The organism is Haloarcula sp. 1CSR25-25 (genome assembly GCF_032027985.1).
Taxonomy (GTDB): Archaea; Halobacteriota; Halobacteria; order Halobacteriales; family Haloarculaceae; genus Haloarcula.
Window position 1 is genome coordinate 634918 of sequence record NZ_JAHYBW010000002.1, and the last position, 25519, is coordinate 660436.

Genomic DNA, 25519 nt, shown 5'->3' on the forward strand with positions numbered 1-25519 from the left:
GGCGCATTTGTTCGATGGCTGTGTCGCCGTCCAGGTCGACCCCGAGAACGGGCATAAACTACAATTGTCCCGTTCTCATACGAGGGGGCATGGCAGAGGACTCATCGGGAACGAAGACGCCGACGCCGGGGTTCGTGTTGCCAGGCCTTCGATGTGGCGTCGAGATGGCACTCGTCGGGACGATTGTCCTCCTCATCGGGCTCCCGACCGAGGAGCCGATACGGCTGGGAATCGTCTTTCTTGCGGCGCTGCTGGCGATGACTGTCGTGCTGTTCTGGGCGGTCGGCCGGCACATGCGGCGCTGGATCCGCTACGCACAGGGGAAGCCGACCCGTATGACGCCGTTCGACTGATACGGGTTGGTGTAGCGACCTGCCGGGATGTGGCGACCCCGGTGTCGGCACCAACTGGGAGTAACCACCGACAATCCGGATAGGGACAACCAACAGCCCGGCCGATACCGCCTGAGTTAATAAATAATGCGACCTATTTTATTAATCAATCCCACTTTCGGCCGCACCCTTAGCAGACGAATTAATAAGTCGGGGCGGCCTAGCGCCGGTAATGACGGAACCCGACAGCTGTTCGGATGGCGGCGGGTGCGACGGCGCGCGTGCCGACGGCCCCCCGGCGGACCCGCGTGACGGGGCCCACGTCGCACAGCTGTCAGTCCCGGAGATGGACTGTCCATCCTGTGCGGGGAAAGTGGAGTCGAGCGTCCGCGAACTGTCGGGCATCGAGGCCGTCGACCCGCAGATAGCCACGGGTCGGCTCACCGTGGAGTACGACGGGACCGAGACCGACGTGGACGCGATAGTAGCGCGCATCGAAGCGGCGGGCTACACCGTCGCGGACGACGGCGGCGAGACGCTGCGGTTCAGCGTCCCGGAGATGGACTGTGCCTCCTGTGCCGGCAAGGTCGAGAGCGCACTCGGGGGCGTCGACGGTCTCAGAGCCGTCGAGACGCACCCGACGACCGGGACGGCCGTCGTCACGTACGACCGGGCGGCGACGACGGAACGGGACCTCGTGGCGGCCATCGAGAGTGCCGGTTACGAGGTCACGGAGACGACGGGAGCAAACGAGACGGCAGGCGGACAGACTGACGGGGACGGCTCGCTCTGGACCAGTCCGCGGGCGCTGAAGACCTGGGTCAGCGGCGTGTTCGTCGCGTTCGGGCTCCTATTCGAGTTCCTGCTACCCGGTGCGAACGCACAGGTCGGGAGCGTGCTCGGGTCGGCGCTGCACGTCGCCGACGTCCTGTTCCTCGTCGGCGTGGCGACCGGCGGCCAGGAGATCCTGCGCAACGGCTACTACTCCCTGCGAAACCTGAATCTGGACATCGACCTGCTGATGTCCATCGCCATCCTCGGCGCGCTGACCGCGAGCCTGGCCTTCGGCGAGGCGCTGTACTTCGAGGCCGCCACGCTGGCGTTCCTGTTCAGCGTCGCGGAGCTGCTGGAACGCTACTCGATGGACCGCGCACGGAACTCGCTCGAGGAACTGATGGACCTCTCGCCCGACGAAGCGACGGTCAAGCGCGACGGGGTCGAGAAAGTAGTCCCCGTCGACGACGTGCAGGTCGGCGACGTCGTCGTCATCAGGCCCGGGGAGAAGATTCCGATGGACGGCGAGGTCGTCGACGGGACCAGCGCCGTCAACCAGGCCCCCATCACCGGCGAGAGCGTCCCCGTCGACAAGACCGAGGGCGACGAGGTGTACGCCGGGACGGTCAACGAGGAGGGGTACCTGGAAGTGCAGGTCACGGCGGCGGCCAGCGACAACACCCTCTCGCGTATCGTCCAGATGGTCGAGGACGCCCAGTCCAACAAGACCGAGCGCGAGCAGTTCGTCGAGCGCTTCTCGTCGTACTACACGCCGGTCGTCGTGGCCTTTGCCGTCCTCGTGACGCTGACGACCCCCGCTGTGCTCGGGGTGGCGTGGTCGACCGCTTTCGTGTACGGCCTGACCCTGCTGGTGCTTGCCTGCCCCTGCGCGTTCGTCATCTCGACGCCCGTCTCCGTCGTCTCGGGCATCACCAGCGCCGCGAAGAACGGCGTGCTCATCAAGGGCGGCAACCACCTCGAAGCGATGGGGGCAGTCGACGTGGTGGCCTTCGACAAGACGGGCACGCTGACGAAAGGCGAACTGACCGTCACCGACGTGATTCCGCTGAACGGGAACACGGAGGCGGAGGTCCTGCAGTGTGCCCGCGGGCTCGAACAGCGGAGCGAACACCCCATCGGCGAGGCCATCGTCGCCAGGGCGGGGACTGCCGGCGTCGAGAGCGCCGAAATCGACGACTTCGAGAGCATCACCGGCAAGGGCGTCCGGGCGGACCTCGACGGGACGCCCCACTACGCCGGCAAGCCGGGGCTGTTCGACGACCTCGGTTTCGACCTCTCGCACGTCCACGCGACCACCGACGGCGGCGTCGTCACGAAAACGGCCCAGCGACTCTGTGAGCGCAACAACTGCCTTGACCTGCTCGATGACACGGTGCCGGAACTCCAGGCCGAGGGGAAGACGGTCGTCATCGTGGGCACGGACGAGGAGATAGAAGGGATCATCGCCGTCGCCGACGAGGTGCGCCCGGAGGCGAAAGCCGCCGTCTCCCGGCTCCGCGACCTGGGCGTCGAGCGGACGGTGATGCTCACCGGCGACAACGAGCGCACTGCGGGGGCTATCGCCCGGGAGGTCGGCGTCGACGACTACCAGGCCGAACTCTTGCCTGACGAGAAAGTCGCCGCTATCGAGGACCTCGTCGAGGAGCACGACGGAGTGGCGATGGTCGGTGACGGTATCAACGACGCGCCGGCGCTGGCGAGCGCGACCGTCGGCGTCGCGATGGGGGCCGCCGGGACGGACACGGCCCTCGAGACGGCCGACATCGCGCTCATGAGCGACGACCTCTCGAAGCTCCCGTACCTGTACGAACTGGCGAACGACGCCAACGGCGTCATCCGACAGAACATCTGGGCCAGCCTGGCGGTCAAGGCCGGTCTCGCCCTCGCCGTTCCGTTCGGCTACGTCCCCATCTGGGTCGCCGTGCTTGCGGGCGACGCCGGCATGACGACGGCCGTGACCGGTAACGCGATGCGGCTCTCGCGAATCCGACCCGACGATGGCCACGATTCCTAGCCCGGCCCGGTGTACTATTAAGTAGGCACCGCGAGTAGCGTGATTTGACATGGACCTTACATGGTACGGCCATTCGACGTGGCACGTCACAGTCGACGACACCGAGTTGCTCATCGACCCGTTCTTCGACAACCCCAAGACCGACACGGACCCCGAGGAACTGGACCCCGACTACGTGCTGTTGACCCACGGCCACGCCGACCACATCGGCGACGTGGACCGCTACGAGGGCAGCGGGCTCGTGGCGACGCCGGAAATCGTCGAGTACTGCGAGGACAACTTCGGCGACTTCCACGCGGTCGGCGGCATGGGGATGAACATCGGCGGCACCGTCGAGATCGGCGACGCGTTCGTCACGATGCACCGGGCCGACCACACCAACGGCATGGACACCAGCTACGGCACCAGCGGCGGGATGCCGGGCGGGTTCATCATCTCCGACACGAAGCCGACACAGATCAGCGACAAGGAGTCGACGACGTTCTACCACGCCGGCGACACCGGCCTCATGACGGAGATGCGCGACGTCATCGGGCCGTTCCTCGAACCGGACGCCGCGGCGGTGCCGGTCGGCGACCACTTCACGATGGGACCGATGCAGGCCGCCGTCGCCGTCGACTGGCTGGACGTCGACCACGCGTTCCCGATGCACTACGACACGTTCCCGCCCATCGAGATCGAAACGCAGGACTTCGTGAACGAGGTCAAAGGCACCGGTAGCGACACCGAGGTCCACGTCCTCGACGGCGACGAGACCTTCGAGCTCTAATCGGGTCGTTCCACGTCGGTCACGGTGAACCGCGCGCCGCCGTCCTCGCTCTCACCGACGGCCAGCGACCAGCCGTGTTCCTTCGCGATCCGGCTGGCGATGTAGAGCCCGAACCCGCTGTTGTGCTTCTCCGAGGCGTACCCCGCCTCGAGCACCCGGTCCGGAGGCGAGACGTCGACGCCGGGACCGTCGTCCGCGATGAAAAACCCGGAGGATGTGGCACCGACGCGAATCGCAACGTCGGCGCCGCCGTGTTCGACGGCGTTCGAGAGCAGAATCTCAAGGAACAGCCGCATCGATTCGGCGTCCGCCAGCAGCCGCCGATCGGACGTGACTTCGAGCGACGCCGCCTCGAGCGACAGCGAACTCCACACGTCCCAGACGACCGTCGAGAGCCGCAGTCCCTCGGGCTCGAACTCCGGCGAGTTGTTCGACGCCAGCGAGACGACCTTGTCGACGATGGCGGCGAGCCGGTCGATAGAGTCCTCGGCGGCCGCCACGTGCTCGTCGTCGACATCGACCTGCGAGAGGTGCCCCGTCGACACCTGGAGCTCGTTGCGGAGTTCGTGTGCGGCCAGCAGGGCTACCTTCCGGAGGCGTTCGTTTTGCTGTCTGAGGAGGCGCTCGCGTTCCCGCTGGTCGGTGATGTCCTGGGTGACCCCGACGAGGCCAGCCAGTTCACCGGTCTCGTCGTGCCAGGGGACCCTCGATGTTCTGAGGTGTTTCTCCATCGCCGGTGAGAACTCGTGGACGTCCAGCACGTCGGTCCCGTCGTCGATGACCTGCAGGTCGTCGCCGCGTGCCGCCTCGAGATACGCTGCCCCGGCGGGCAACCCGTCCTCGTCTCGCCGGCCGAGCAGTTCCGGGGGCGCGTACGAGGAATCGTTGAGCAGCACGTACTGCCTGTCGGTGTCTTTCACGAACAGGTGCTCGGAGCTCCGTTCGAACAGCGTGGCGAGAATCGTCTCGGGTCGTGAGACGGGCCGAGAGGCCATCGTCTCGCTGCTGTCGAGTGCCGCACCGACTGCCCCGGCCAGTGCCGGCGATTCGAGAGCGTCGTCGCCGACCGTCTGAATGTGGTATCCGCCATCCGCGTCGCTGCCGTACATAATCACGGGGAGGTCCGGGTAGAGGCCGGTGGCCGCCTCCGCCAGATGGCCGCCAGCCATCCCCGCACACGTCACCGGGACCACGAGGCAGTCAGTCGGGGTCCGTAGCAGTGTCGTATCGACGCGTTCGGGGTCGGTCGTACGGACCGTTGCGTCGATTGCCGCCTGTTCCAGTGCCGCCTGTAACTGCGCACCGGCGGCAGTCTCGGCAGCGACGAGGAGGACGGTCGCCGGGGACATCAACACCCCCACCGTTTGTACTGGGGTTGTAAATAGGTTTAGCAGCCACGAGCGGGGGACGGACCCGCTACCGCCGATGCCAGACACCGCTGTCCGCAGTGACAGGCCCGCTCCCGACTCGTCCCGCTGACCGGGATGGCAGTGCGCTACCGGGCTCTGGGGTGTTTTCGATGGGCGGGTTCCGGCCCGTTCCCCTGGAACGTCCGCTATCGCTGTAGTGGATGCTCCTCGTCGGTCCGACTGAAACAAGTCACAACAACCGAGTATCCGGACGACGTACTGTCGGTCGTGTCTGAAACGTACGTGTGCGCCCGATGCCAGGCCGAAGTCGAGCGGGACTTCGAGGTTCGATCGATAATCAAGACCTGCGACGACTGTGGCGAGAATGGTCGCTTCCTCCACAGAGACCTGGTCGAGTCCCTCTCAGAGATCGCCACTGAGAACCAGCCGGACGGCTGGGAGCAGATGACACTGGACGAGCGGTTCGAAGCGGCGCTCAAAGAGGGGCTCATCACGGTCACGCGGCAGTGAGTCCCGGTTTTATCTGACGAGGCCGCTCCGACCCGGGCGGCACGGTGTGTTAGTCGAGGCTGTGATTATGGCCAGACGGTATCGGTTCGGTAGGGATTGCTGTTGAGTATCTCGGTTCCGTTGAAACCCTCAGCGTCTGATACAACCGGTGTGGGGCATACAGAGGGTGTATGTAGCACCAGCGGTCGGTTCTATCCTGCTCGTGTTGGCGGACAGTGGGACACTGATTCGCGCCTAAGTACCCGCTCACGACACTGCTGTGGCCCACGATTGCGTGGCGGGACGATGGCTGATGGACGGGGAAACACGACTCCAATTGATTACTTCACTCTCCGAGGTTAGGGGGAGCGTAGTCGGTTGCCAGCGTCTGCGAACCATGTTTCGAACATTACGAGACTGGAATAGGATTTATTAAAAAACACGTCTATGTCCGGATAATGCGCGAAGCGATCGTCACAATGAGTGACGAAGCACTCGAGGAGATGGGACTCGGTGACTTGGTTGCCTACACCAGGGACGCCGGTATCCGTGAACTCGAGGAACTCGACTGCCACGGAAACGGTGGCGTGATGCAACTCGAAGTCGAGGAGAAACTCGATGGCGAGCGCCTCTCAGCGTTCGAGGCAGTCTCCCAGTGGGAGTTCGTCACAGAGAAAGAACATACCTATCTCTATCTGGTCGAGATAGTCGCGCCGGATCTGACCGACGAGATTGCCGACTACGGCGATGAGCTGATCGGGACCTGTGATCCCTCAATGACCGAGCACGGTGCCACAATGGAACTTGTCGGTCCCCAACAGACGATCAGCAAGGCTCTCCAGGAGTACGAAGCTGCCGGCATCTCGCCGGAACTGGAGAAACTCGGCGACTACGACGGTACCGAGACAGACCTCGATGCACTCACAGAACGCCAACGGGAGATCGTACACACTGCTTACGAGATGGGGTTTTACGAAGTTCCCCGTGAGGTGTCGACAGAAGAGGTGGCCGCTGAACTGGATTTAGACGCCTCGACGGTGGCCGAACACCTTCAGCGGGCCGAACGGAACCTCCTCTCTCAGAAATTCGGGGCGCAGGGGTAATCCGCCGACAGCGTGTCGTCTTTTCGCGGAACGGTCCCCTATACTCGGCTATCCTGCAGTCACACGCTCTCTGTCGTTGTCGAGGATTCTCTGCAGGATGGTGCTGCGATCGTCACTGTGTAGATTCCACCGAGGAACGATTCCTCGGTAGTGAGTTCGAGGTCGGTATCGGCCGTCATTGGTTCTAGTCGACGGGTGAGGTCAGCAAACAGAAACCGAGCAACTGGATTGATCGCACGACGCAGAAGTGACGGCCTCGTGCCCTCGGGAACGAACTTGTCGTAGATAGAGACACGTCCTTCGGAGTCGAGGACGCGTGCTGTCTCGGCGACGACTCTCTCGGGATGGGAGATCACCGACAGGATCAGATGGAGCAATACGACGTCGAAGGAGTCGTCTTCGAAGGAAAGTGACCGGGCGTCCCCGACTCGTGCGTCCACGTCCAGCCCTAGGGAGTTGCCTCGCCGCTCCGTCCGTCGAACCATCGCTGGCGTCACGTCGATGGCGGTGACCTCCACGCCTGCGGGCAGGTGTTCGAGATCCATGCCGGTTCCGGATCCCGGGATGAGGACGCGGTCGCCGGACTGGATGTCAAGTCGTTCGATAGCACGTCTGCGGCCTCGCTCCAACGGCTGCGCACCCCAGTCGTAGACCGGCGCGTACAGCCCGTATCTGGTTCGGTTCCACCAGTTTGAGACCGTCATACTGTGGTTTCCTGCTGGGCTTCGGAACTATCACGATACAGCGTGACGCCCACGACGAACAGCCAGGCGAAGCTAAGTGCCTGTGAACCGATAGCCACCAGACTCGCCGGGGACCGGACGGGCGCAAACGTTACGAGTGTCACGACACCCGCAAGCGCAGTCATCACGCCGACGAGACCACCGAGCCAGGGGAGCGCCCGATGGGTCAGTCGCGTCCCCGCCAGCACCAGCGCGAGTGCCGTAATCGCACTTCCGATAATGATCGCGAACATGAGCATGTGGCCGGTGCCGAAGGGATGGAGGAGCGGCAGTGACAGCATCTCGTGGGCGTTCTGCTGATAGGCAATCACATCTACATACACCCAGGTCGCCCACTGGAGCGTGTGGAGCACGCCTAGTCCGACGAGCCCACTAGCCACGTAGCCGACGATACCAGTCCGCGACGCAGGACGGGCGACGACGAGCCGTACCGTTCCGATAGCGACGAATGCCGTCGCCACGATCCAAAGCACGTGACTCAGCATCCACGGGAGTGGTGTGGATGCGCCTGGCTGACCGCTCTGTGTCAGGACGGCACTTCCCGCGAAGAACGCAATCGCCCCACAGAGAAACGCCGTCCCGTTCCTCCGGGCCATATCGGCGAGTAGCTCGCTGGTCGTCCGCTCGGTGCCTGGTCTGATTGATTCAGTTGCCACGTTGTCTCACCGTAGTCGATAACACGAACGGGAGTCTAATCGTGATATCTGCCCATCTGCTGGGCAGATTTAAGTCGTGTTGCTGTTCGATTCGCTGGCGCTACGGGCAGCAGGCGTATCTGACGAAGCGTTCGAGGTTTGGTGTGGCTGACTGCGCTGACAATCTCTGTCACTGGAACGTACGACAAGCACTACGGCTATTCCGCCACTCAGCCAGAGCGCACTCACAACGAGTATTGGATGCGTCGGGAGGGCCGAGACAATCAGTAGCGTCGCAGGGACGATAGCCGCATAACTCAGCGATGTCAGAGGAGAGGGGGCACGTCGACTGATTCTATCTGGTGTGTGCGTGATGGCGCGCGTTCTTCGGGGTGGAGGTTGGGTATACACTGGTTGTCACCTCGAGAATACAGACGCCGTACTGGGGTGTTTCTCTGACCCCCACTGTTCTGGGTGGATTTATTAGACGCTCACATCGGCCGTACGGAGGCGGACCATCTTCGAGGATGGTGACTACGCGCCATAGGGTTTGCACGGAGACGAGACTGGCACCTGCCAGTCGCCGACATACCCCTTTCTGGACGATATTGGTTCTACAGCGGACCGAAACAATCCCAACGGGTGTTCGTGGGTCTAATAGTTGGCACGAATACAGGAACAGCGGAATCACCTGCGTTCGTCACCCCGTGCAGTATGACACAGTATTACAGTAATAAACCGGCCCACATCACTGGGAGCAAAGAAGACGCTGTAGCGTCTCGTCTCGTAAAATGCGATGTGTGACACAGAAACCGATACCACGACAGTCGACGTCACCGATGGATGCTGTGGCGTCAACCCACAGGAAACGGCGCCCGAAGGTGGCTCCGGTCACTGGCTCGGGGAAGCCGGGCTTGACCAGCGGCTCCCCGAGGACTTGCGAACCGCGCTCGGACGCTTCTTCGGCGTCGAATCGGTCGATACGCTGGCCGAATGGAGCGAGCAGATCCGTCGACAAACCGGCGGTGGCTCCCTCGACGCCGATCAGCTTTGCCACACCGACGAGGAAACAGACCACTGGGGAGAGGTAACTGGCGAACGTCACCACTTCCGGTGTTTCTACGACGCGATCATCCTCGCTGCACTGGAACACAAACCTGTTGAGGTTCATACGGTCAGCCCCGACGGGGTGGTTATCGAAGCCCGCGCGGTGGGTAGCGAGGAGCTGTCGGTCGACCCCGAAACGGCTGTCTTCTCACTGGGAATCGGACTGGATGCCCACGAAGAGTCGGGCGGTGACCCGACGCTTCAGGACAGTTATGCTGCTATCTGTCCATACGTCAAGGCCTTTGCCGACCGCGATGCGTACGACAGGTGGGCCGATGTCGTTCCCGCCGCAACCGTGGCCACGCCACTCTCAAGTGCGACAGCGTTCGCTCGAGCACTGACCACGGAGGGTGACGATGAGCAAAAATAACACGAGAACGTCCATGCCCACCAGACATCGGCGTCATACTCTGGCCGATGTCAAGGAAACCTACCGTGAGCAGGCCACGACGATGGCCAAGATGGACTGGCTCAATCGGGCATTCACTGGTCGGTACCGCCGAGTGCTGTTTGGCGATGCGACCGGCCGAGTCCTCGATGTGGGTTGTGGGGTGGGGACCAACGCCCAGTATCTCGACCGAGCTACTGAGTACGTTGGCATCGACATCAGTGATGCGGTGCTCATAGAGGCAAGCCAGCATCTTGACGAAAGTCCACAGGAAACGACACTGTACGAGATGGATGCTCAGGATCTCGACTTTCCAAACGATAGTTTCGATACCGTCATATCCTCACTATCGACGTGTACGTTTCCCGACCGGGTCGAGGCGCTCTCGGAGATGGGGCGTGTCTGTGCGCCCGATGGACGAATTCTACTGTTAGAGCACGGTCGAAGCAGCGTCGGACCCATCGCCCGTTTCCAAGACTGGCGGGCAGACGCACACTTCGAGAAACACAGTTGTCGGTGGAATCAGGAGCCACTCGCCGTTGTCACCGAGTCGCCACTAACGACTATCGAGTCATCGTCCGCCTTCTTCGGTATGATTACTGCTATCGAAGCCCGTCCAGCGTAACGATGGTATTTGTGGAGACAAGCGAGGGAATCGACGCACTGGATCGAGAGGAAGCCACGTAGTTGCTCCGGACAAGTGCTGTTCGCTACTATGTTGTTATAGTAACAATTGAAACGATTTACACACCGACCGCACTGCAGTCGTGCGGTCGGGTGTGTATTGATTTTCAATGGCTACTATAGTTTGGCTACGAATCCGTAGCGGCAGTACGAGTTCTGCTGCACATGTGCCCTGAACTGAGCGATTCGAGTCGATGAAATCAGATGAGGAACTGGTCAGCGATACGTGCTGTGTATTCAGCACAACTACTGGAATCTATCACCGACTGAGGGTTTCAACAAAGCTGTGTATTTCAAAGAGCAGGTCTGCGAATGAACTCGAATCGGTGTCCGATTCTTGGCCAAGAGTCGGACAGGTCGGCTCACAAGAGGAGCCTTGACGAGGGATTTACCAGGACCTGTCAGATGTAGTCTACTGAATACAGAGCATTCGTTCAGCACGTCCACTGTAGGTCTCGTCTATCTGGAAACCGAGGTTGGGGTCACTCGGATAATCAAAACCACGCAGAGTTTCAAAATGCTAACTATTCACAAGGAATCGGGTCGTAGGCACCGTATGGTACCATCAAAGCCACAGGCGGACCAGTCAACGACGGCGGAACCCAAGAGCGGCGGGTTGGAGGACAACCAGATTGACGTGAAATTGAAGCTTGCCGGATTGTGGACATCATTTATGTTTTTATATGTATATGTAGATGTTTTGGGGTTTTATAAGCCAGGGACTATTGAGGATATACTAATAGGAAAAGTATTCACGTTCCAAATTTCGCCATTATTTATTATGATTGCACTGGTATCAGTAACAATTCCGGCTTTGATGGTTGCCCTGTCTCTGACATTGCCGGCAAGAGTGAATCGCTGGACGAATCTCGTCCTGGGAATACTCTATATTCCGTATTCATTATTCAATTTAGCGGGTGCAGGATCTTGGCCACATTACTACTTTGGTGCTGGTGTAGAAGTTCTTCTTCTTGCACTAGTTCTATGGTATGCCTGGAAATGGCCGAGGACCCCGGTGGACGCAACCCGAAGGGCTGAGGCGAACGACCGGAAGACAGTCCAACCTCAAGATTTCTGAGGGTGCGTCGTTCGTCGGAACGTCGAACGCGACCGACGAACCACCTCCCAGAAACTCGACGAGGGCCGCGTTTGCGGACGTCACGCACTCGAATGACCCATCCCGATACCAATACCAGAGCGCAATCGACCACAGGGACCCATCTCCTCGGTGAACCGAGTGGCGAATTGGGATCCGCGACTCCGTGAGAAACCGCTCAAGTTCCTGTTCGGTCCAAGCACCGCGGAGTTCAACCATTTGGTAGTAGCACAGCCCCAACATTCAAAATAGTCCGTCGGGCCGTGCAAGACACGCGCGTTGTATCTTGCACGTCCGATTCAACGTTTCCAGAAGCTGTCAGAATAAGCGTGCAAGACTCAGAAGGTACGTTCAGCAAGACGTCCCACCGATTCCGATGCCGTTCTGCCGGTAGACTACAGACTGAACAGTATCAATGTTAGCAACGGATCCGAGGCCAGTCTCGTACGCCGGAACTCTATTAATCAAAAATCAGATTAGTATGAAAATCTATCCCATTTAATCATGACTGATTACAAGTCTACATTGCTCGCTCACAAGCGAGTGATTAGACATGGCAAACGAATCACCGGTACGAATCGGCCACTGTATTCCTGACGCTCCAGACATGGACGTTCGCGTCGACGGCGAGATAGCCTTCGAGCGAGTTGCATATCCCAACGTTACCGACTACGTAGCCCTCCCTTCGGGCAGTCACGAGCTGATTATAAGCGGACACGGGGAGACTGATCCCGTTCTTGAGGCGACGCTTGACCTCGAAGACGATACCTCCTACACTGCACTCGCGACCGGGATGCTCTCCGAGAACGACATCGCGGCCACCGTGATGATGGACGCCCCGGGTAGGCTCGCTGAGGGGATGTGTCACGCCCGGTTCGTCCACGCTTCGCCGGACGCCCCGGCAGTGGACGTCCGTGTCGCGGGCGGCGGGCCGACCCTCTTCGAGAGCATCGGCTACAGAGAGTCCTCGGAGTACACACCGGTCGACAGCGGGGAGTACGACCTCGAGATCTGTCCGGCCGCCGGTGACGACGTAGCGTTGTCACTGCCGAATACAACCCTCAAAAGCAGGAGTGCGATAACGGCCATCGCCGTCGGCCGGGTCGGCGACGACACGCTGAGCGCAGTGCTCACCGAGGACGCGACTACGACACTCGCCGCTGACGACTGATTCACCCTTCCTCCCACCCGCGACACCGCCGGTCATGCTTTGTAGGATGAGAGGTCGAAGTAATCACGCGCCCAGCAGTTCTCGGGACTATGGGTCAAGCGAACGTGGAACAGCATCTACGCACTCTCATCCATGTTCGCGATCATCTCGGCGAACTCGGCGTGGATATCGGCGTGATGGTGGACGACCTTCCACTCGCCGTTCTCCTTCCGGTAGACGTTGGTCGCCCGGCCCTCCAGAGAGAGCGGCTCGCCCGCAAGGGTCATCGACGCCGACTCGGTGCAGAGTTCGTATGCGAGGTCGCCGGTGACGCGGATGAGCTGGTCCGTGCGGGTGACCTCCCCACCCTCACTCATTGATGCGACTCCCTCCCAGGACCCTTTCACAGCTTCCCAGCCCTCCTCCCGTCCACCGATCGGGTGCATGGTCGTCACGTCCTCATCGTGTGACCACACGTCCGCCATGGAACTGGCATCGCCGTTCGCCATCTCGTCCAGTGCACTGTAGAACCGGTCGGATGCGTCTCGGACGGCGTCTGCTTCGGTATGTGAGTGGCTCATGTGCTGGTCGCTCCATACTCACACAGGACACCTACCCCTGTGAATTGGTAGCATTTTCACGCTGGGATAGTATTACGAACAACTGAGTGACTCACGACGAACCAGACGGAACGCGTGCTGCATACGCACCCTGTATGCAACAGGGTCGCTGGAACGCATCACAGATTGAGGGTTTCAACGAGGCCGGTTCCGGTGTATGTCATGGAGTGTGTGTTCGTGGCCGAACTCCCGCCGGGGCGAGCGACCGTGGAGGTGTGGTCGCGGTCAGCCCGTGCGTCGCGTCCCCCCGAGAGGCGTGTCTCGGCAGGTCAGGGAGTCGAACCGGTGTGATTACTCAAGCTGGTGGTAGTTCAGTTCGTAGCCGGCGTCTAGCGCCGTCTGAACCGCCTGGCTGGGTGAGCCCACGGCGGTTGTGCTCAGATGCATCCCGCCGACGCTGTCGCGTTCGATGACGATGTTGCGTCGCCAACCGTCGTCGGTCTCCGGGTGGTCGGTGCGGTAGTGGGCGCCGCGAGACTCCGCGCGCTCAGCGGCCCCCCGGAGGACCGCCTCGGTGACGGTCAGCGCGAACCCGAGGTTCAGTGCGAACTCGAACGACCGGCTGGTGGGGTCACCCACCGCGAGGTCGCCGGCCCGCTCGCGCAACGCCTCCAGTTCGGCGAGCCCTTCGACCAGCCCCTCGCCGTCGCGAAGGATGCCGGCGTGGGCGCCCATCAGCCCGCGCAGCTCGTCGAACAGCACTTCGGGGTCCTCGCTCCCGTCACTGCCGGCCAGCGTCGTGAGATCGGCGAGATGGTGGCGCGCGAGACGGTGGAACTGGTCGTCACCCACCGCTGGCCGGTCCTCCCCGGCCAGGCGGTCGGCGATAGCTTCGCCAGCCGCCTCGCCGAAAGCGATGGTTTCGGCCAGGGAATTACCACCCAGCCGGTTGGCGCCGTGAACGCCGGCCATCGTCTCGCCGATGGCGTACAGCCCATCCACGTCGGTCTCGCTGTGCTCGTCGACGACCACGCCGCCCATCCCGTAGTGAGCGGTCGGGGCTACTTCGACGGGCTCGGTAGCCATGTCCACGCCCAGATCGGCGAACCGCTCGTACATCCGGGGGAGCCGCTCCTCGATGTACTCGCGCTCGCGGTGAGAGATGTCCAGGTAGACGCCGCCGTTCTCCGTTCCCCGACCCTCCCGGACCTCGCGGTCGATGGCTCGGGCCACAACGTCGCGGGCGTCCAGTTCCATCTGGTCGGGGGAGTACCGCTCCATGAATCGCTCGCCCTCGCTGTTGTACAGCCGGCCGCCATCGCCACGGACCGCCTCCGTGACGAGTCTGCCGTCCCACTCCTCGCCGTAACGGTCGCCGACCATCCCGGTCGGGTGGAACTGGACGAATTCCATGTCCATCAGCCGAGCGCCGGCCTCGTAGGCCAGCGCCGGCCCGTCGCCAGTGTTCTCGTCGTCCTGCGACGAGTGGCGGTCGTACAGGCTGGTGTAGCCGCCCGCCGCGAGCACCGCGGTGTCCGCTCGGAACGCCAGGAAGTCTCCGGTGTCCAGATCCACACCTACCGCCCCGAGCGCCCGGCCATCTTCGGTCAGTACCCGGCTGATAAAAACGTTCTCGCGGTAGGGGATGGACAGCGACTGGGCCTTCGCCACCAGGGTCTTCAGCAGCGACTCCCCGGTGTAGTCGCCGGCGAACGCTGTCCGACGGAACGACTGTGCGCCGAAGTAGCGCTGGTCGATGTCGCCGTCGGCGGTGCGGCTGAACGCCATCCCCCAGTCGTCCAGTTCCCGAAGGAGCCGGGGCATCCGCTGGGTGACCGTCTCCACCTTCCCGGGGTCGTTGAGGAAGTGCCCCTCCTTGAGGGTGTCCGCGGCGTGAATCGTCCAGTCGTCCTCGGGGTCCTGCGTCCCGAGCGCGCCGTTGATTCCACCGCGTGCCCACGTCGTGTGCGCGTCGCCGTGGCCCCGCTTGCCGATCACCAGCACGTCCTCGGGATCGACCCCCTGCTGGACGAGTTCGATGGCGGCCCGAGCCCCCGCGGCTCCCGCGCCGATCACCAGCACGCTCACGTCGACCGTCTCGTAGGTCGGCTCGGGCGACGCACCGTCGACGGGTCGGTCAGATTCTATCACGTATATACTCTCTCCGTGCTCATACAGGCTCCCTACTCCTGTGAACTGGTGACATTTTCACGCCGCGATGTTGTGACGAGCATCCGAGTAACTCACGACCAACCAGACGGGACCCGTGCTGCGTAGGCGCCCTCTATCTTGCACGCTCCGAACTAACTCTATAGAACCTGTCCGGAATACGGTGCAAGATATGGAGGGTATCGTCAGCAGGACCGTTGTTTTGAGAGTAGGGCTTTGCTGACTGTAGGTGTGTTAGCGAGTGGTCACGTCCGAGAGCGTCTCGACTGCTAGAACCGCTCACGGTTCCCGAGGATGTAGCCCAGCAGGACGATAAGCAGCGTACCGCCGAACGTCTCCACCAGTGCGACTGCTCGCACGACCTGTAGCGTCGGTTCGCTCTCGGGCGGCGGCGCAGTCGTGAATGTCACGACACTGTAGTAGATGCTGTCCGAGATGCCCGGGTCTACTTCGTAGCACACCGCCGAAATTGCGAACAGAAACAGCATCCAGAGAGTCAGTCGGAAGGGTCGAACGCCAAAGCCCGTCGTCACACGGGAGAGCCACGAGCCGATGTAGGCCGCGTCGGCCCCGACGTTTCCGTGCTCCCGGGAGAACGACGGCACTCGCTTCCCCTCGGCGAACTGGAGAGAGCCCGATATCGCACCGTTTGCCTTCGCCTCGTACCCACGGGCGCGTCGCTCCAGCACGTGATGCTTCCTGGCCTTGCCGACCAGTCCGCCCTCGCTGAACGCGCTTTTCAGCGTGTTGTACGCCCGTGCAATCTGGTCCCACGCTTCGGCGCCGACGGCCGCGCGTTCCGCTCGCGTCTGGCGGCCGCACCGCGTCCCCTGACTCACTTCGACGTTCCTGAGGACGCTCCCTCTGAGGTCGCTGCCAGCGAGTGTCCCACCCCTGAGGTCCGCATCGGTGAGGTCGGCCCGCCGGAGGGTCGTAGCAGCGAGGTCAGCGTCCACGAGGTCCGTCCTGACCAGTGTGGCGCCCTCGAGATCGCTATCACGCAGATCGGCCTCTCTCAGGGTCCCATCGCTCAGGGTGGCGTCTCTGAGGGTCGCCCCGTGGAGGTCGGCCCCATCGAGAACCACGTTCGGCATTTCGGCGTCCGTGAGCGTTGCCTCGTGCAGGACGGCGTTTTCGAGAACCGCGTCACCAAGGTCGGCGTCACGCAGATTCGCCTCGTGAAGGGAGGCGTTGCGGAGGGTCGCCTCAGTGAGGTCAGCCCGTCCGAGGTTCACGGCCGACAGGTCACCGTCCCTGACGTTCGCACCCGACAGATCCACCTGTGCGAGGTTCGCACCGGTCAGGTCGGCGCTGCTGAGGTTCGCACCCGACAGGTCGGTGCGACCGAGGTACGCGTCGCTCAGGTCGGCCCTGTAGAGTGTCGTCTGTCGCATGACAGCACGGCCGATACTCGCCTCCGACAGGACGGTTCCCTGCATTGTCGCTCTGGTCATATCCGCCCGCCCCAGGACCGCACCAGTCAGGTCGGCACGGCCGAGGTTCGCGCCTGTCATGTCGGCGTTCTCGAGGTTCGCACCCCTCAGGTCCGCACGGCCCAGGTAGGCCTTGCACAACGTCGTTTCGAAGAGTTTGGCCTCGGTCAGTGTCGCACTTCGCAAGTTCGCGTCAGTCAGGTCGGCCCCGCGGAGGTTCGCGTCAGTCAGGTCGGCGTTTTCCAGGTCAGCGTCCCGCATGTCGACATCCCGGAGGCTGGCACCGGTGAGGTCCGCCCCAGTCAGGTCCGCGTTCGAGAGATCAGCTCCCCGCAGGTTTGCCTCGCTGAGGACAGCCCCCGATACCGTCGCTCCTGACAGGTCCGCCCCGTAGAGGGCTGTCCTGGCTACCGGTATCGCATCGGTGAGCGTACACCCGGACAGAATCGCCCCGCCGAAGTGTTCCGCGAACGGTCGAGTCTGGTCGCGGATCGTTGACGGCACACAGCTCTCGACCAGTGCATCGACCGTCTTCCGTGCACTCAGTTCCTGGCCGGCATGCCAGACACACCGGTCCGCCTCCCCGTCCACAGTCGGGCGAAAGCAACACGCCGCCGGAGTGACCGCTGCGAGCATGCTGTCCACCGAGTCACCGTCTGCCGGCCACTCGTATCCGCATCTGGAAACCGGTGCTCCGGACATACGTAGTGTCAGTTGCACGGGACATTAGGTGCCGGACATATAGAAGTGTGACCCGTCCCGGGTGCCAGTCGCGGGACCGCTCACACGCCGTCGTACAATCGACCCGGTTTTCGGTTCCTGCAGTCACTATCGAGCAGTTCGAGAGCCTCGGAGCTGGTCCCGATACGGCCAGTATCTCCGGTAGTGCCCAGGGCCGACACGTACCGGTACAGCCCGTATCAGTCCCACTTTGCGCCGGGGTTCGTCACCGCACCGTTGGCCGCGGAGCCGAAGTCGCTGTGGTACTTCGCCAGCACGCCGCTGTCGTAGGTCGGCTCGGGGTCGTAGTCTTCGAGGCGCTGTGCCATCTCGTCGTCGGTGAGGTCGACCGACAGCTCGTGGTTGTCGATGTCGATGGTGACGGTGTCGCCGTCCGCGAGGGCGGCGATGGGGCCGCCGACGAACGCCTCGGGGGCGACGTGGCCAATCGAGAAGCCGCGGGTCGCACCGGAGAAGCGGCCGTCGGTGAAAAGCGCCACGTCCTCGGCGTGGCCCTGCCCGGCGACGGCTGAGGTCACGCCCAGCATCTCGCGCATGCCGGGACCGCCCTGCGGGCCCTCGTTGCGGATACAGATCACGTCGCCGGACTCGACGTGACCCTCCTGGACGTACTCCATGGCCCCTTCCTCCTGCTCGAACACGCGGACCGGCCCCTCGTGGTGGAGGTGGTCCTCGCCGGTGATCTTGATGACCGCGCCGTCGGGCGCGAGGTTGCCAGAGAGGATGCGAATCGCGCCGCGCTCGTGGATGGGGTCCTCGACGGTGTAGAGGTAGTCCACGTCGAGGTCCTCGATGGCCGGCGGGTCGATTCGGTCGAGTTCTTCGGCGATTGTGTTGCCCGTGACCGTGAGTTCGTCACCGTGGAGCAGGCCGGCGTCGTTCAGCGCCCGCAGCACGACCGGGACGCCGCCGACCTCGTGGAGGTCGTTCATCACCCGCTCGCCGCCGGGCTGGAGGTCGGCTATCTTCGGCGTCCGGGCGCTGATCTCGTTGAACGTCTCGATGTCGAGGTCGATGCCGGCCTCCGCCGCGAGCGCGAGCAGGTGGAGGACGGCGTTGGTCGACCCGCCGACCGCGACCTGCAGGGCGATGGCGTTCTCGAAGGACTCGCGGGTGAGGAAATCCGAGGGGCGGCGGCGCTCCTGGACCACTTCGACGGCGAGTTCGCCGGCCCGCCGGGCCTCCTCGTAGCGTGACTCGTGTTCGGCCGGCGGGGAGGCCGACCCCAGCGGCGCGAAGCCGAGGGCCTCGGAGATGGAGGCCATGGTGTTTGCGGTGAACATCCCGCCACAGGAGCCAGCGCCGGGGCAGGCGTGGCGTTCCATCTCGTCGAGTTCGCCCTCGCTCATCTCGCCGTCGGCGACAGCGCCGACGCCCTCGAAGACGTTCTGGATGGTGACCTCGCGGCCGTCGTGCTCGCCGGGCATGATGGAGCCGCCGTAGAGGAAGACGCTGGGCAGGTCCGTCCGGATGGCGGCCATCATCATCCCGGGCATGTTCTTGTCACAGCCGCCGATGGTGACGATGCCGTCCATGCGCTCGCCGAAGGTGACGAGTTCGACAGAGTCGGCGATTATCTCGCGGGAGATGAGCGACGCCTTCATCCCCTCGGTCCCCATCGAGATGGCGTCGGAGATGGTGATGGTCCCGAACTCTATCGGCATCCCTTCGGTGTCGTCGATACCGTCGTAGGCAGCGTCGGCCACGTCGTCCAGATGGACGTTACACGGCGTGATGTCGGCGGCGGGGTTCGCGACGCCGATCATCGGCGAGGAGAGGTCCTCGTCGTCGTAGCCCATCGCGCGGAACATCGCGCGGTGGGGGGCCTTCTCGTACCCCTCCGTCACCTCGGTACTCCGGAGCTCCGGGTCCTTCTCGGGCCGCTCTTGCCGTTCCTGCTTGCTCATATTTCACCGACGACATGGGCAACCATAAATAACTTGTACTCGCGGTAACGTCCGACACGGGAGCGCGGCGAAACCGACCGGTGACAGTAGCTTCTTTTCCGTCGGAGACCTCCGCCGCCGTATGCCGACGGTCACGACTGCCGCGCGACTCCACTTCGGGTTTCAGAACCTCTCGCTCGCCCACGAGCGCCTCTATGGAGGCGTCGGGCTCGCGCTCGACGAGCCGCGGCTGACCGTCGAGGCGACGCGGGCCGCCACGGTCAAGTGTGACGACGCAGCGACCGAACCGTACGTCCGGCGGGTCGTCGACGCGCTCGACGTCCCCGGTGCGGCCGTCTCCGTCGAGGAGCGGTTCCCGCGACACGTCGGCCTCGGGAGCGGCACCCAGCTCTCGCTTGCGACGCTCATCGCCGTCGTTCGGGCCTACGACCGGACCGCTGACGCACGGACGTACGCCCCGCAACTGGGACGGGGCGGCCGGAGCGGCGTCGGCGTCGCGGCGTTCGAGGCGGGCGGTTTCGTCGTCGACGGCGGGCACCCGACGGAGCGGTTCACCGCCGAGCCGCCGGCGGAGGGCGACTGGGAGGTGCCGCCGGTGCTGGCCCACCACGACGTCCCGGCGGACTGGCGCTTCGTCGTGGTCGTTCCGGACACCGACCCCGGCCAGAGCGGCAGCGCGGAGGACCAGAGCATGCGAGGGGCCGTCGAGCGCGCCGACCCCGGCATCGCCGACGAGATATCGACGCTACTGACCCGGCGGGTCCTCCCCGCGATAGCGACCAGAGACCACAACGAGTTCGGCCAGGCGGCGGCGCGGCTGGGCCGGCTGAACGGCGCGTGGTACGCCGACGAACAGGGCGGCGTCTACCGTCCGCCGGCCGGCGCGCTCGTCGACTCGCTGTCGAGCGTCCCGGTCATCTCCGGGGCCGGCCAGAGCTCCTGGGGGCCGACCGTCTGGGGGCTGACGACGGCGGAGTACGAGCCGGCGGCCCGCGAGGCCGGCGTGCTGGCGCTCGAGGCCGCCGGCGTCGAGGGGACGGTCCACGTCGTCGCGCCCCGGAACACCGGTGCCTCGCTGACTGAATAGGGAGTCGGAACCGTGGGGCCTATCGGTGCGAACCGCCGGCGCTGACCACGACTCTTGCAGCCGCCAGTGCGGTTATCCGTCTCGGCGGCGAACCCTCGCCGATGACTGCACTGTTCTCACCGCTGGAACTCCGCGAGACGACCGTCCCGAACCGCGTCATGGTCTCCCCCATGTGCCAGTACTCCTGTGAGGCCCGCGACGGGCTGGCGACCGACTGGCACCGCACCCATCTGGGCTCCCGGGCCGTCGGCGGCGCGGGACTGGTCATGAGCGAGGCGACCGCCGTCGAGGCCCGCGGCCGCATCTCCCCGGAGGACCTCGGGATATGGAGCGACGAGCACGCGGCGGCGCTGGAACCGATTACGGAGTTCGTCAGCGAACAGGGCAGCGTGCCGGGTATCCAGCTGGCCCACGCCGGCCGGAAAGCCGCCACCTCGCGGCCGTGGGAGGGCCACGGCCCGCTCCAGCCAGAGGATGGCGGGTGGGAAGCCGTCGGGCCGACCGGCGACCCATGGCCCTACGAGGACGGCGACGCACCGCCGACAGCGGGGCTCGACCAGGACGGCATCGAGGGCGTCATCGACTCGTTCCGCGCTGCCGCCGAGCGCGCGCTCGACGCTGGCTTCGAAGTCGCCGAGGTCCACGCCGCCCACGGCTACCTCCTCCATGAGTTCCTCTCGCCGGTCACGAATCACCGCGAGGACGACTACGGCGGCGATTTCGAGGGGCGCACACGGCTGCCCCGGGAGGTTACCGCCGCCGTCCGCGAGGTCTGGCCCGACGACAAACCGGTGTTCGTGCGGGTCTCGGCAACGGACTGGCTCCCCGACCGCGAGTCCTGGACCGTCGACGACTCCGTGCGACTGGCCGACCGACTGGCCGACGTCGGTGCGGACCTCATCGACGTGAGCGGCGGCGGCATCCACCCCGAGTCCCGCCCCGACTACGCCGGCCCGAACTACCAGCTCCGGTACGCCGAGCGCATCCGCGAGGAGACCGAGTCGGACATCGCCGTCGGCGCTGTCGGCGGCATCACGACGCCCGAACAGGCCGAGGCCGTGGTCGCCAACGACCGGGCCGACATGGCAATCGTCGGCCGTGAACACCTCCGGGACCCGTACTTTACGATGACCGCCGCGAAAGAACTCGACGCGACCGACGAAACCGAGGGGCCGCCGCAGTACCGCCGCGCCTGGGGCTTCTGAACGCGTTTAGATCTTATCCAGGTCGAGGTCGACGGCGTACCAGTCGAGCGCGAGCAGGACGGCCGCGCCGACGGCGGCGGCGGCGACGAACGCGACGAGAACGTCCGTCGAGAAGCCAACCGTCCCCCGGACCTCCACGACGGGAGCGCGGAGCGCGCCGACGACGAGCGCAACGAGGAAGGCCAGCGTCGCCCGTCGGTTGTAGTCCAGCGCACGGCGGACGACCCGTGCGATTGTGAACAGGCCGACCAGCCCGCCGAGGATGAACGTCACGACCGGCACGGCGGCCGTGGTCACGTCTTCGGCTGGCCCGCCGGTGACAAGGGCGATGAGGGCGTCGACGAACTCGCTGAGTGCCGTCGACATGCGGGTGTACTGACCGAGGATGATGAGCAACAGCGACCCCGAGATGCCGGGCAGAATCATCGCACTCACACCGATCATGCCGGCGAAGAAGACGAGTGCGAGACCGCTGCCGTCAGCGGCAGACGTCGACACGCCGGACACGTAGAACGCGACCAGGAAGCCGACGACGCCGGCCCCGATCTGGAACGGCGACTCGACCGTGAGACTGCGCAGTAACACCACCGCCGAGGCGGCGATGAGTCCGAAGAAGAACCCGAACAGCAGCGCCGGTGTCTCCTGGCTGGCGACGTGGACGATTCGCGTCACGATGACGACGGCGGTCCCGACGCCGGCGACCAGCGCGATGAGGAACCAGATGTCCAGTTCTATCAGTTCCGAGAACGCCCCGCGAAGGTCGACACCGCCGTCTACGGGGGCGAGCGCGCGAAAGAAGCGTACTATCCGGCCCGGTGTCACGGCGGTGATGGCGGCGATGAGCCGCTCGTAGACGCCGGCGATGAGCGCGATTGTCCCCCCGGAGACGCCGGGGACGCCGTCCGCACTGCCCATACAGAGGCCGATGAGAAACGTTCGAATCCACGCACGAAGCGGCGGCACCGAGCCCCGTATCGTTGGTAGGTCGCTCGGGTCCCGGCTGGGAGGGGTAGTCATCACTGAACGGTTCCAGCATCACGCTCAAATCCCTTGTGAAGTCGCGTCGTGTCCCACAGCTGCTACGACTGCGAGACTGCGGCAAAACGAGTGGCCAGCGAACGCGCTAGCGCCGGTGTGATAGCGTGAGCACGCCGTTCCTGAGTGTCCGGACTGCGCCGGCGGCCGGCAGGTCGATGTCGAACTCCGTCTGGAGGTGCGGGGCGTCGACGGCAACGATTGCCTCGGTTCCGATGACGTCGACTGTCACATGGTCGTCGCTGACCTGTAGGGCGTTGAGGTCGACGGCGACCGTCCAGCCGTCATCGTGGTCGGTGTGTGAAACGTGTAGCGGCGACCGGTCAATTTGTGCGTCCATTCGTCATCCGTGGGTACGTGTTACACACATAAAGGTCCACGCTCGGCGCATGCCGATACCCACAAATTCCGCGGGCGAAATCACGCGTACAGACCGGTTTCCACCACGATTCGGACAAGTGCGACCCAGGCGACCTGAACGAACGGGGCCGAGAGAATCACTGCCTTCGCGCGGGTCGGTCGGCCCTCTGCACGTGCCGCTATCCCGTACATCGCTGACAGTGACGCCACGAACCAGAGGAACAGTCCGAGGTCGTAGACGACCATCTCCGCGCTCGTCAACGACCGGGGGAGATAGTAGTTGACCACTCCGAGATACACTCCGACCATCGCGGCTCCGGAACTGACAAACCCCCAGACTGCGAGGGCGGCAATCCGCTGGTACGTCGCCGCTCGCACGTGGAGATACAGCAGTGTCGCGACCGCCGGCGCTGTCAGGAGTATCGGAACCGGTCCGGCACGCACAAACAGGAACTGGTCGATCAGATGAGCGACGAGTCCGAGGCCGAGAGCGACCGTCCCGGGCACCAGCGATAACTGGGACTGTCTCCGTCGGTTGAGTCCGCTTGGCATACGTCGACAGGTTCTGGCAGAGCCAAATAGATACGGTGTGTCGCTGTACCCGTCGGGCGCTTATCGGACGAACACGAGCCCTGCAGCGACGACGACCTGTCCGAGCGGGGCGAGCGCCAGCAGGGCGACCTCCTGACGCCTCGCCGTCTGGCGACGACCAGCGGTTGACGCACTGCCGGTAGCTGACATCACTGCGTCTCGACGTCGACCCTGATGTCGTCGACGAAGTGGGTCGCGTCCCCTTCCCAGATGACGCTCGTCCCCAGCGCGATGTAGAGCGTCTCCGTCGAGAGTTCGGGCGTGGTCCACTCGAAGGTGTACTCCCGCCAGCCGTCGGCGAGCCACAGCGGTTCCCGGAGTCCGCCGTAGGGCGTCTGTCCGAGTTCAGTGGTGTTCACGCCGGGGTGTGGGAAGTCCTCCTCGACGTCCGGCGGCTCCGGTCCGAGCCGCATCACCGCGTCCCGGAGCGTGTTGAACGACTCCGATTCGCTCCAGAACTGGGCACTGACTGTTATTTCGTAGGCCTGTCCGGACTCGATAGAGACGGGGTGGACGCCCCACGTCACGCCGTCGTCGTAATCACCCTCGTTCCAGATACGGAGCGAGTGGTCGCCGGAGGCTGCTTCGGAGGCTGAGACGCCGAACTCCCACTCGAACTCCGAGAGTTCGACCTCCGGACCGATGGCCGCGCCGCTCTCCCAGTCACCGAGGCCGTCCTCGAACCCTTCCTCGAACGCCGGTCCTGTGGACCCGCCTGCACAGCCGGCTATGGTCGCGGCACCGGCCGCGACGCCCGCACGGATTATGTCGCGACGGAACATAATACACACTGACAGTTCGCGGGTTTATAATCAGTATGGAGAGGCGAATCAGCCCTATATCTCGTCGCCGACGGCGCGGACCCGACGTGAGATTTGAGTGTTTAACACGTGGACTGGTACCGAACCACAAAAAATAGCATCCGCCGGTCACTATCGCCGGTATGTCACTGGCGCGGCGGACTGTACTGGGTGTCGTGGCTGGTGCGCTTTCTGCGGGCTGTTCGACCCTGAACGAGGGCGACCCGGGCACCGGAGCGACGACAACTGAACCGGTGGACCAACCCGCCTGTGACCCCGCCGACGTCACACGGCCCCCGGTCGCGTCGGGGACCAACATCGAGGGGCGGAACTACCCGCAGAAACCGGAACCGCTGTCAGACCAGTCCATCCTGGAGTATCTGGACGATTTCGAGACCGCCTTCGCCTGGAACCGGGTGCTGCAGTCGGCTGCGAACGTGACGAGTCTGAACGTCGACAACCTCGACGGCTTCACGTCCGACGAGACGGGTGACGGGTACCTCGCGTCAGGCGGCATCCGCGTCAGCTACAGTCCCGAGGACGGCGAGCCGACCGACCGCGAGTACGTTGCCAACTACTTCGTCTCCCCCGGGCCAGTGTACCGGTACGAGTCGAGCACCGAGCCGACGACTCCGGAGCCGGGGTCCCAGGAAACGCTGCTCGTTCAGTGCGGTGCGGGCACCTGACTGGTACTTTCCCCGAGCCAGGGCCGTGGGATACGCGTATAAGTGCGTTCGCCGAAACACCGCTACGCGTCGAGGGCTCGCAACGCTGTTGACGGTGGGACTGCTGTTCTCCTTCCTGCTTGCCGTCGTGCTGGGGCTGATGCTGTTTGTCGGTCCCGTCAGCCTCCCGGCCGCGGTGGCGGCTGTCATCGTCATCAACGTCGTGATTTCCCTCGGTGGGGGAGTGCTCGCGCTCCCGTACATCCTATGACCGAAGCGGCCGGCGATAGG

Annotated in this window: 25 protein-coding genes; 13 read left to right on the plus strand and 12 right to left on the minus strand. The window is 63.9% G+C overall.

What is annotated here, in order from left to right; translation table 11 throughout:
• Positions 1-89 precede the first annotated feature (89 nt).
• From KZ498_RS08385 to KZ498_RS08395, 3 genes are all read left to right on the plus strand, one after another.
• Positions 90-353 carry a hypothetical protein gene (locus tag KZ498_RS08385; RefSeq protein ID WP_312618237.1) on the plus strand — a complete coding sequence of 88 codons (264 nt, stop codon included), beginning with the start codon at positions 90-92 and terminating at the stop codon, positions 351-353.
• 211 nt (positions 354-564) lie between these two features.
• Positions 565-3141, plus strand: a complete 2577-nt coding sequence (locus KZ498_RS08390) for a heavy metal translocating P-type ATPase (RefSeq protein WP_312618238.1) — start codon at positions 565-567, stop codon at positions 3139-3141.
• A 49-nt stretch (positions 3142-3190) separates the two neighbouring features.
• Positions 3191-3910, plus strand: a complete 720-nt coding sequence (locus KZ498_RS08395; RefSeq protein ID WP_312618239.1) for a metal-dependent hydrolase — start codon at positions 3191-3193, stop codon at positions 3908-3910.
• Here KZ498_RS08395 and KZ498_RS08400 read toward each other — a convergent pair.
• Complete coding sequence (locus KZ498_RS08400) at positions 3907-5259, minus strand: ATP-binding protein (RefSeq protein ID WP_312618240.1); 1353 nt, start codon at positions 5257-5259, stop codon at positions 3907-3909. The genes KZ498_RS08395 and KZ498_RS08400 overlap by 4 nt on opposite strands.
• Positions 5260-5547: 288 nt before the next feature.
• Between KZ498_RS08400 and KZ498_RS08405 the strand changes: the two genes are divergently transcribed.
• Entirely contained in the window at positions 5548-5790 is a 243-nt protein-coding gene (locus KZ498_RS08405) for a hypothetical protein (RefSeq protein ID WP_312618241.1), read from the plus strand.
• A 458-nt stretch (positions 5791-6248) separates the two neighbouring features.
• Positions 6249-6872 carry a helix-turn-helix domain-containing protein gene (locus KZ498_RS08410; RefSeq protein ID WP_312618242.1) on the plus strand — a complete coding sequence of 208 codons (624 nt, stop codon included), beginning with the start codon at positions 6249-6251 and terminating at the stop codon, positions 6870-6872.
• 59 nt (positions 6873-6931) lie between these two features.
• Here the strand turns inward: KZ498_RS08410 and KZ498_RS08415 are convergent, their stop codons facing one another.
• Together KZ498_RS08415 and KZ498_RS08420 are read right to left on the minus strand one after the other, a co-directional pair.
• Positions 6932-7576: a methyltransferase domain-containing protein gene (locus tag KZ498_RS08415; protein WP_312618243.1), complete on the minus strand. Its 645-nt coding sequence runs from the start codon at positions 7574-7576 to the stop codon at positions 6932-6934.
• On the minus strand, positions 7573-8271 hold the full coding sequence (locus tag KZ498_RS08420) for a hypothetical protein (RefSeq protein ID WP_312618244.1): 699 nt from the start codon (positions 8269-8271) through the stop codon (positions 7573-7575). Before KZ498_RS08420 ends, KZ498_RS08415 begins: the two co-directional genes overlap by 4 nt.
• Positions 8272-9046: 775 nt before the next feature.
• Here KZ498_RS08420 and merB point away from each other — a divergent pair.
• The 4 genes from merB (at position 9047) to KZ498_RS08440 (ending at position 12696) form a co-directional block, all read left to right on the plus strand.
• A complete protein-coding gene (merB, locus tag KZ498_RS08425) occupies positions 9047-9727 on the plus strand; it encodes an organomercurial lyase (protein WP_312618245.1) in 681 nt (226 codons plus the stop codon).
• Positions 9728-9740: 13 nt separating this feature from the next.
• Positions 9741-10370: a class I SAM-dependent methyltransferase gene (locus KZ498_RS08430; protein WP_312618246.1), complete on the plus strand. Its 630-nt coding sequence runs from the start codon at positions 9741-9743 to the stop codon at positions 10368-10370.
• Between the two features lie 615 nt (positions 10371-10985).
• A complete protein-coding gene (locus KZ498_RS08435; protein ID WP_312618247.1) occupies positions 10986-11507 on the plus strand; it encodes a DUF6326 family protein in 522 nt (173 codons plus the stop codon).
• A 571-nt stretch (positions 11508-12078) separates the two neighbouring features.
• On the plus strand, positions 12079-12696 hold the full coding sequence (locus tag KZ498_RS08440; RefSeq protein ID WP_312618248.1) for a DUF4397 domain-containing protein: 618 nt from the start codon (positions 12079-12081) through the stop codon (positions 12694-12696).
• Positions 12697-12812: 116 nt separating this feature from the next.
• On the opposite strand, the gene KZ498_RS08445 is transcribed toward KZ498_RS08440, so the two are convergent.
• The 4 genes from KZ498_RS08445 to ilvD form a co-directional block, all read right to left on the minus strand.
• On the minus strand, positions 12813-13256 hold the full coding sequence (locus KZ498_RS08445) for a nuclear transport factor 2 family protein (RefSeq protein ID WP_312618249.1): 444 nt from the start codon (positions 13254-13256) through the stop codon (positions 12813-12815).
• 330 nt (positions 13257-13586) lie between these two features.
• Positions 13587-15383, minus strand: a complete 1797-nt coding sequence (locus tag KZ498_RS08450; protein ID WP_396276114.1) for an L-aspartate oxidase — start codon at positions 15381-15383, stop codon at positions 13587-13589.
• Between the two features lie 290 nt (positions 15384-15673).
• On the minus strand, positions 15674-17473 hold the full coding sequence (locus KZ498_RS08455) for a pentapeptide repeat-containing protein (protein ID WP_312618251.1): 1800 nt from the start codon (positions 17471-17473) through the stop codon (positions 15674-15676).
• Positions 17474-17757: 284 nt separating this feature from the next.
• On the minus strand, positions 17758-19485 hold the full coding sequence (gene ilvD / locus KZ498_RS08460) for a dihydroxy-acid dehydratase (protein ID WP_312618252.1): 1728 nt from the start codon (positions 19483-19485) through the stop codon (positions 17758-17760).
• 121 nt (positions 19486-19606) lie between these two features.
• On the opposite strand from ilvD, the gene KZ498_RS08465 reads away from it, so the two are divergent.
• Complete coding sequence (locus tag KZ498_RS08465; RefSeq protein WP_312618253.1) at positions 19607-20572, plus strand: beta-ribofuranosylaminobenzene 5'-phosphate synthase family protein; 966 nt, start codon at positions 19607-19609, stop codon at positions 20570-20572.
• A gap of 101 nt (positions 20573-20673) precedes the next feature.
• Positions 20674-21777, plus strand: a complete 1104-nt coding sequence (locus KZ498_RS08470) for an NADH:flavin oxidoreductase/NADH oxidase (protein WP_312618254.1) — start codon at positions 20674-20676, stop codon at positions 21775-21777.
• A 6-nt stretch (positions 21778-21783) separates the two neighbouring features.
• On the opposite strand, the gene KZ498_RS08475 is transcribed toward KZ498_RS08470, so the two are convergent.
• The 5 genes from KZ498_RS08475 to KZ498_RS08495 all read right to left on the minus strand — a co-directional run bounded on the left by KZ498_RS08475 (position 21784) and on the right by KZ498_RS08495 (position 24545).
• Positions 21784-22794: a DUF368 domain-containing protein gene (locus KZ498_RS08475; protein WP_312618255.1), complete on the minus strand. Its 1011-nt coding sequence runs from the start codon at positions 22792-22794 to the stop codon at positions 21784-21786.
• A gap of 106 nt (positions 22795-22900) precedes the next feature.
• A complete protein-coding gene (locus tag KZ498_RS08480; protein WP_312618256.1) occupies positions 22901-23152 on the minus strand; it encodes a hypothetical protein in 252 nt (83 codons plus the stop codon).
• A gap of 80 nt (positions 23153-23232) precedes the next feature.
• Complete coding sequence (locus KZ498_RS08485) at positions 23233-23724, minus strand: hypothetical protein (protein WP_312618257.1); 492 nt, start codon at positions 23722-23724, stop codon at positions 23233-23235.
• Positions 23725-23784: 60 nt separating this feature from the next.
• A complete protein-coding gene (locus tag KZ498_RS08490) occupies positions 23785-23913 on the minus strand; it encodes a hypothetical protein (RefSeq protein ID WP_312618258.1) in 129 nt (42 codons plus the stop codon).
• On the minus strand, positions 23913-24545 hold the full coding sequence (locus KZ498_RS08495; protein WP_312618259.1) for a hypothetical protein: 633 nt from the start codon (positions 24543-24545) through the stop codon (positions 23913-23915). Before KZ498_RS08495 ends, KZ498_RS08490 begins: the two co-directional genes overlap by 1 nt.
• Positions 24546-24706: 161 nt before the next feature.
• Here KZ498_RS08495 and KZ498_RS08500 point away from each other — a divergent pair, with 161 nt between their 5' ends.
• On the plus strand, positions 24707-25249 hold the full coding sequence (locus tag KZ498_RS08500; RefSeq protein ID WP_312618260.1) for a hypothetical protein: 543 nt from the start codon (positions 24707-24709) through the stop codon (positions 25247-25249).
• Positions 25250-25337: 88 nt separating this feature from the next.
• A complete protein-coding gene (locus KZ498_RS08505) occupies positions 25338-25499 on the plus strand; it encodes a hypothetical protein (RefSeq protein ID WP_312618261.1) in 162 nt (53 codons plus the stop codon).
• Positions 25500-25519: the final 20 nt, after the last annotated feature.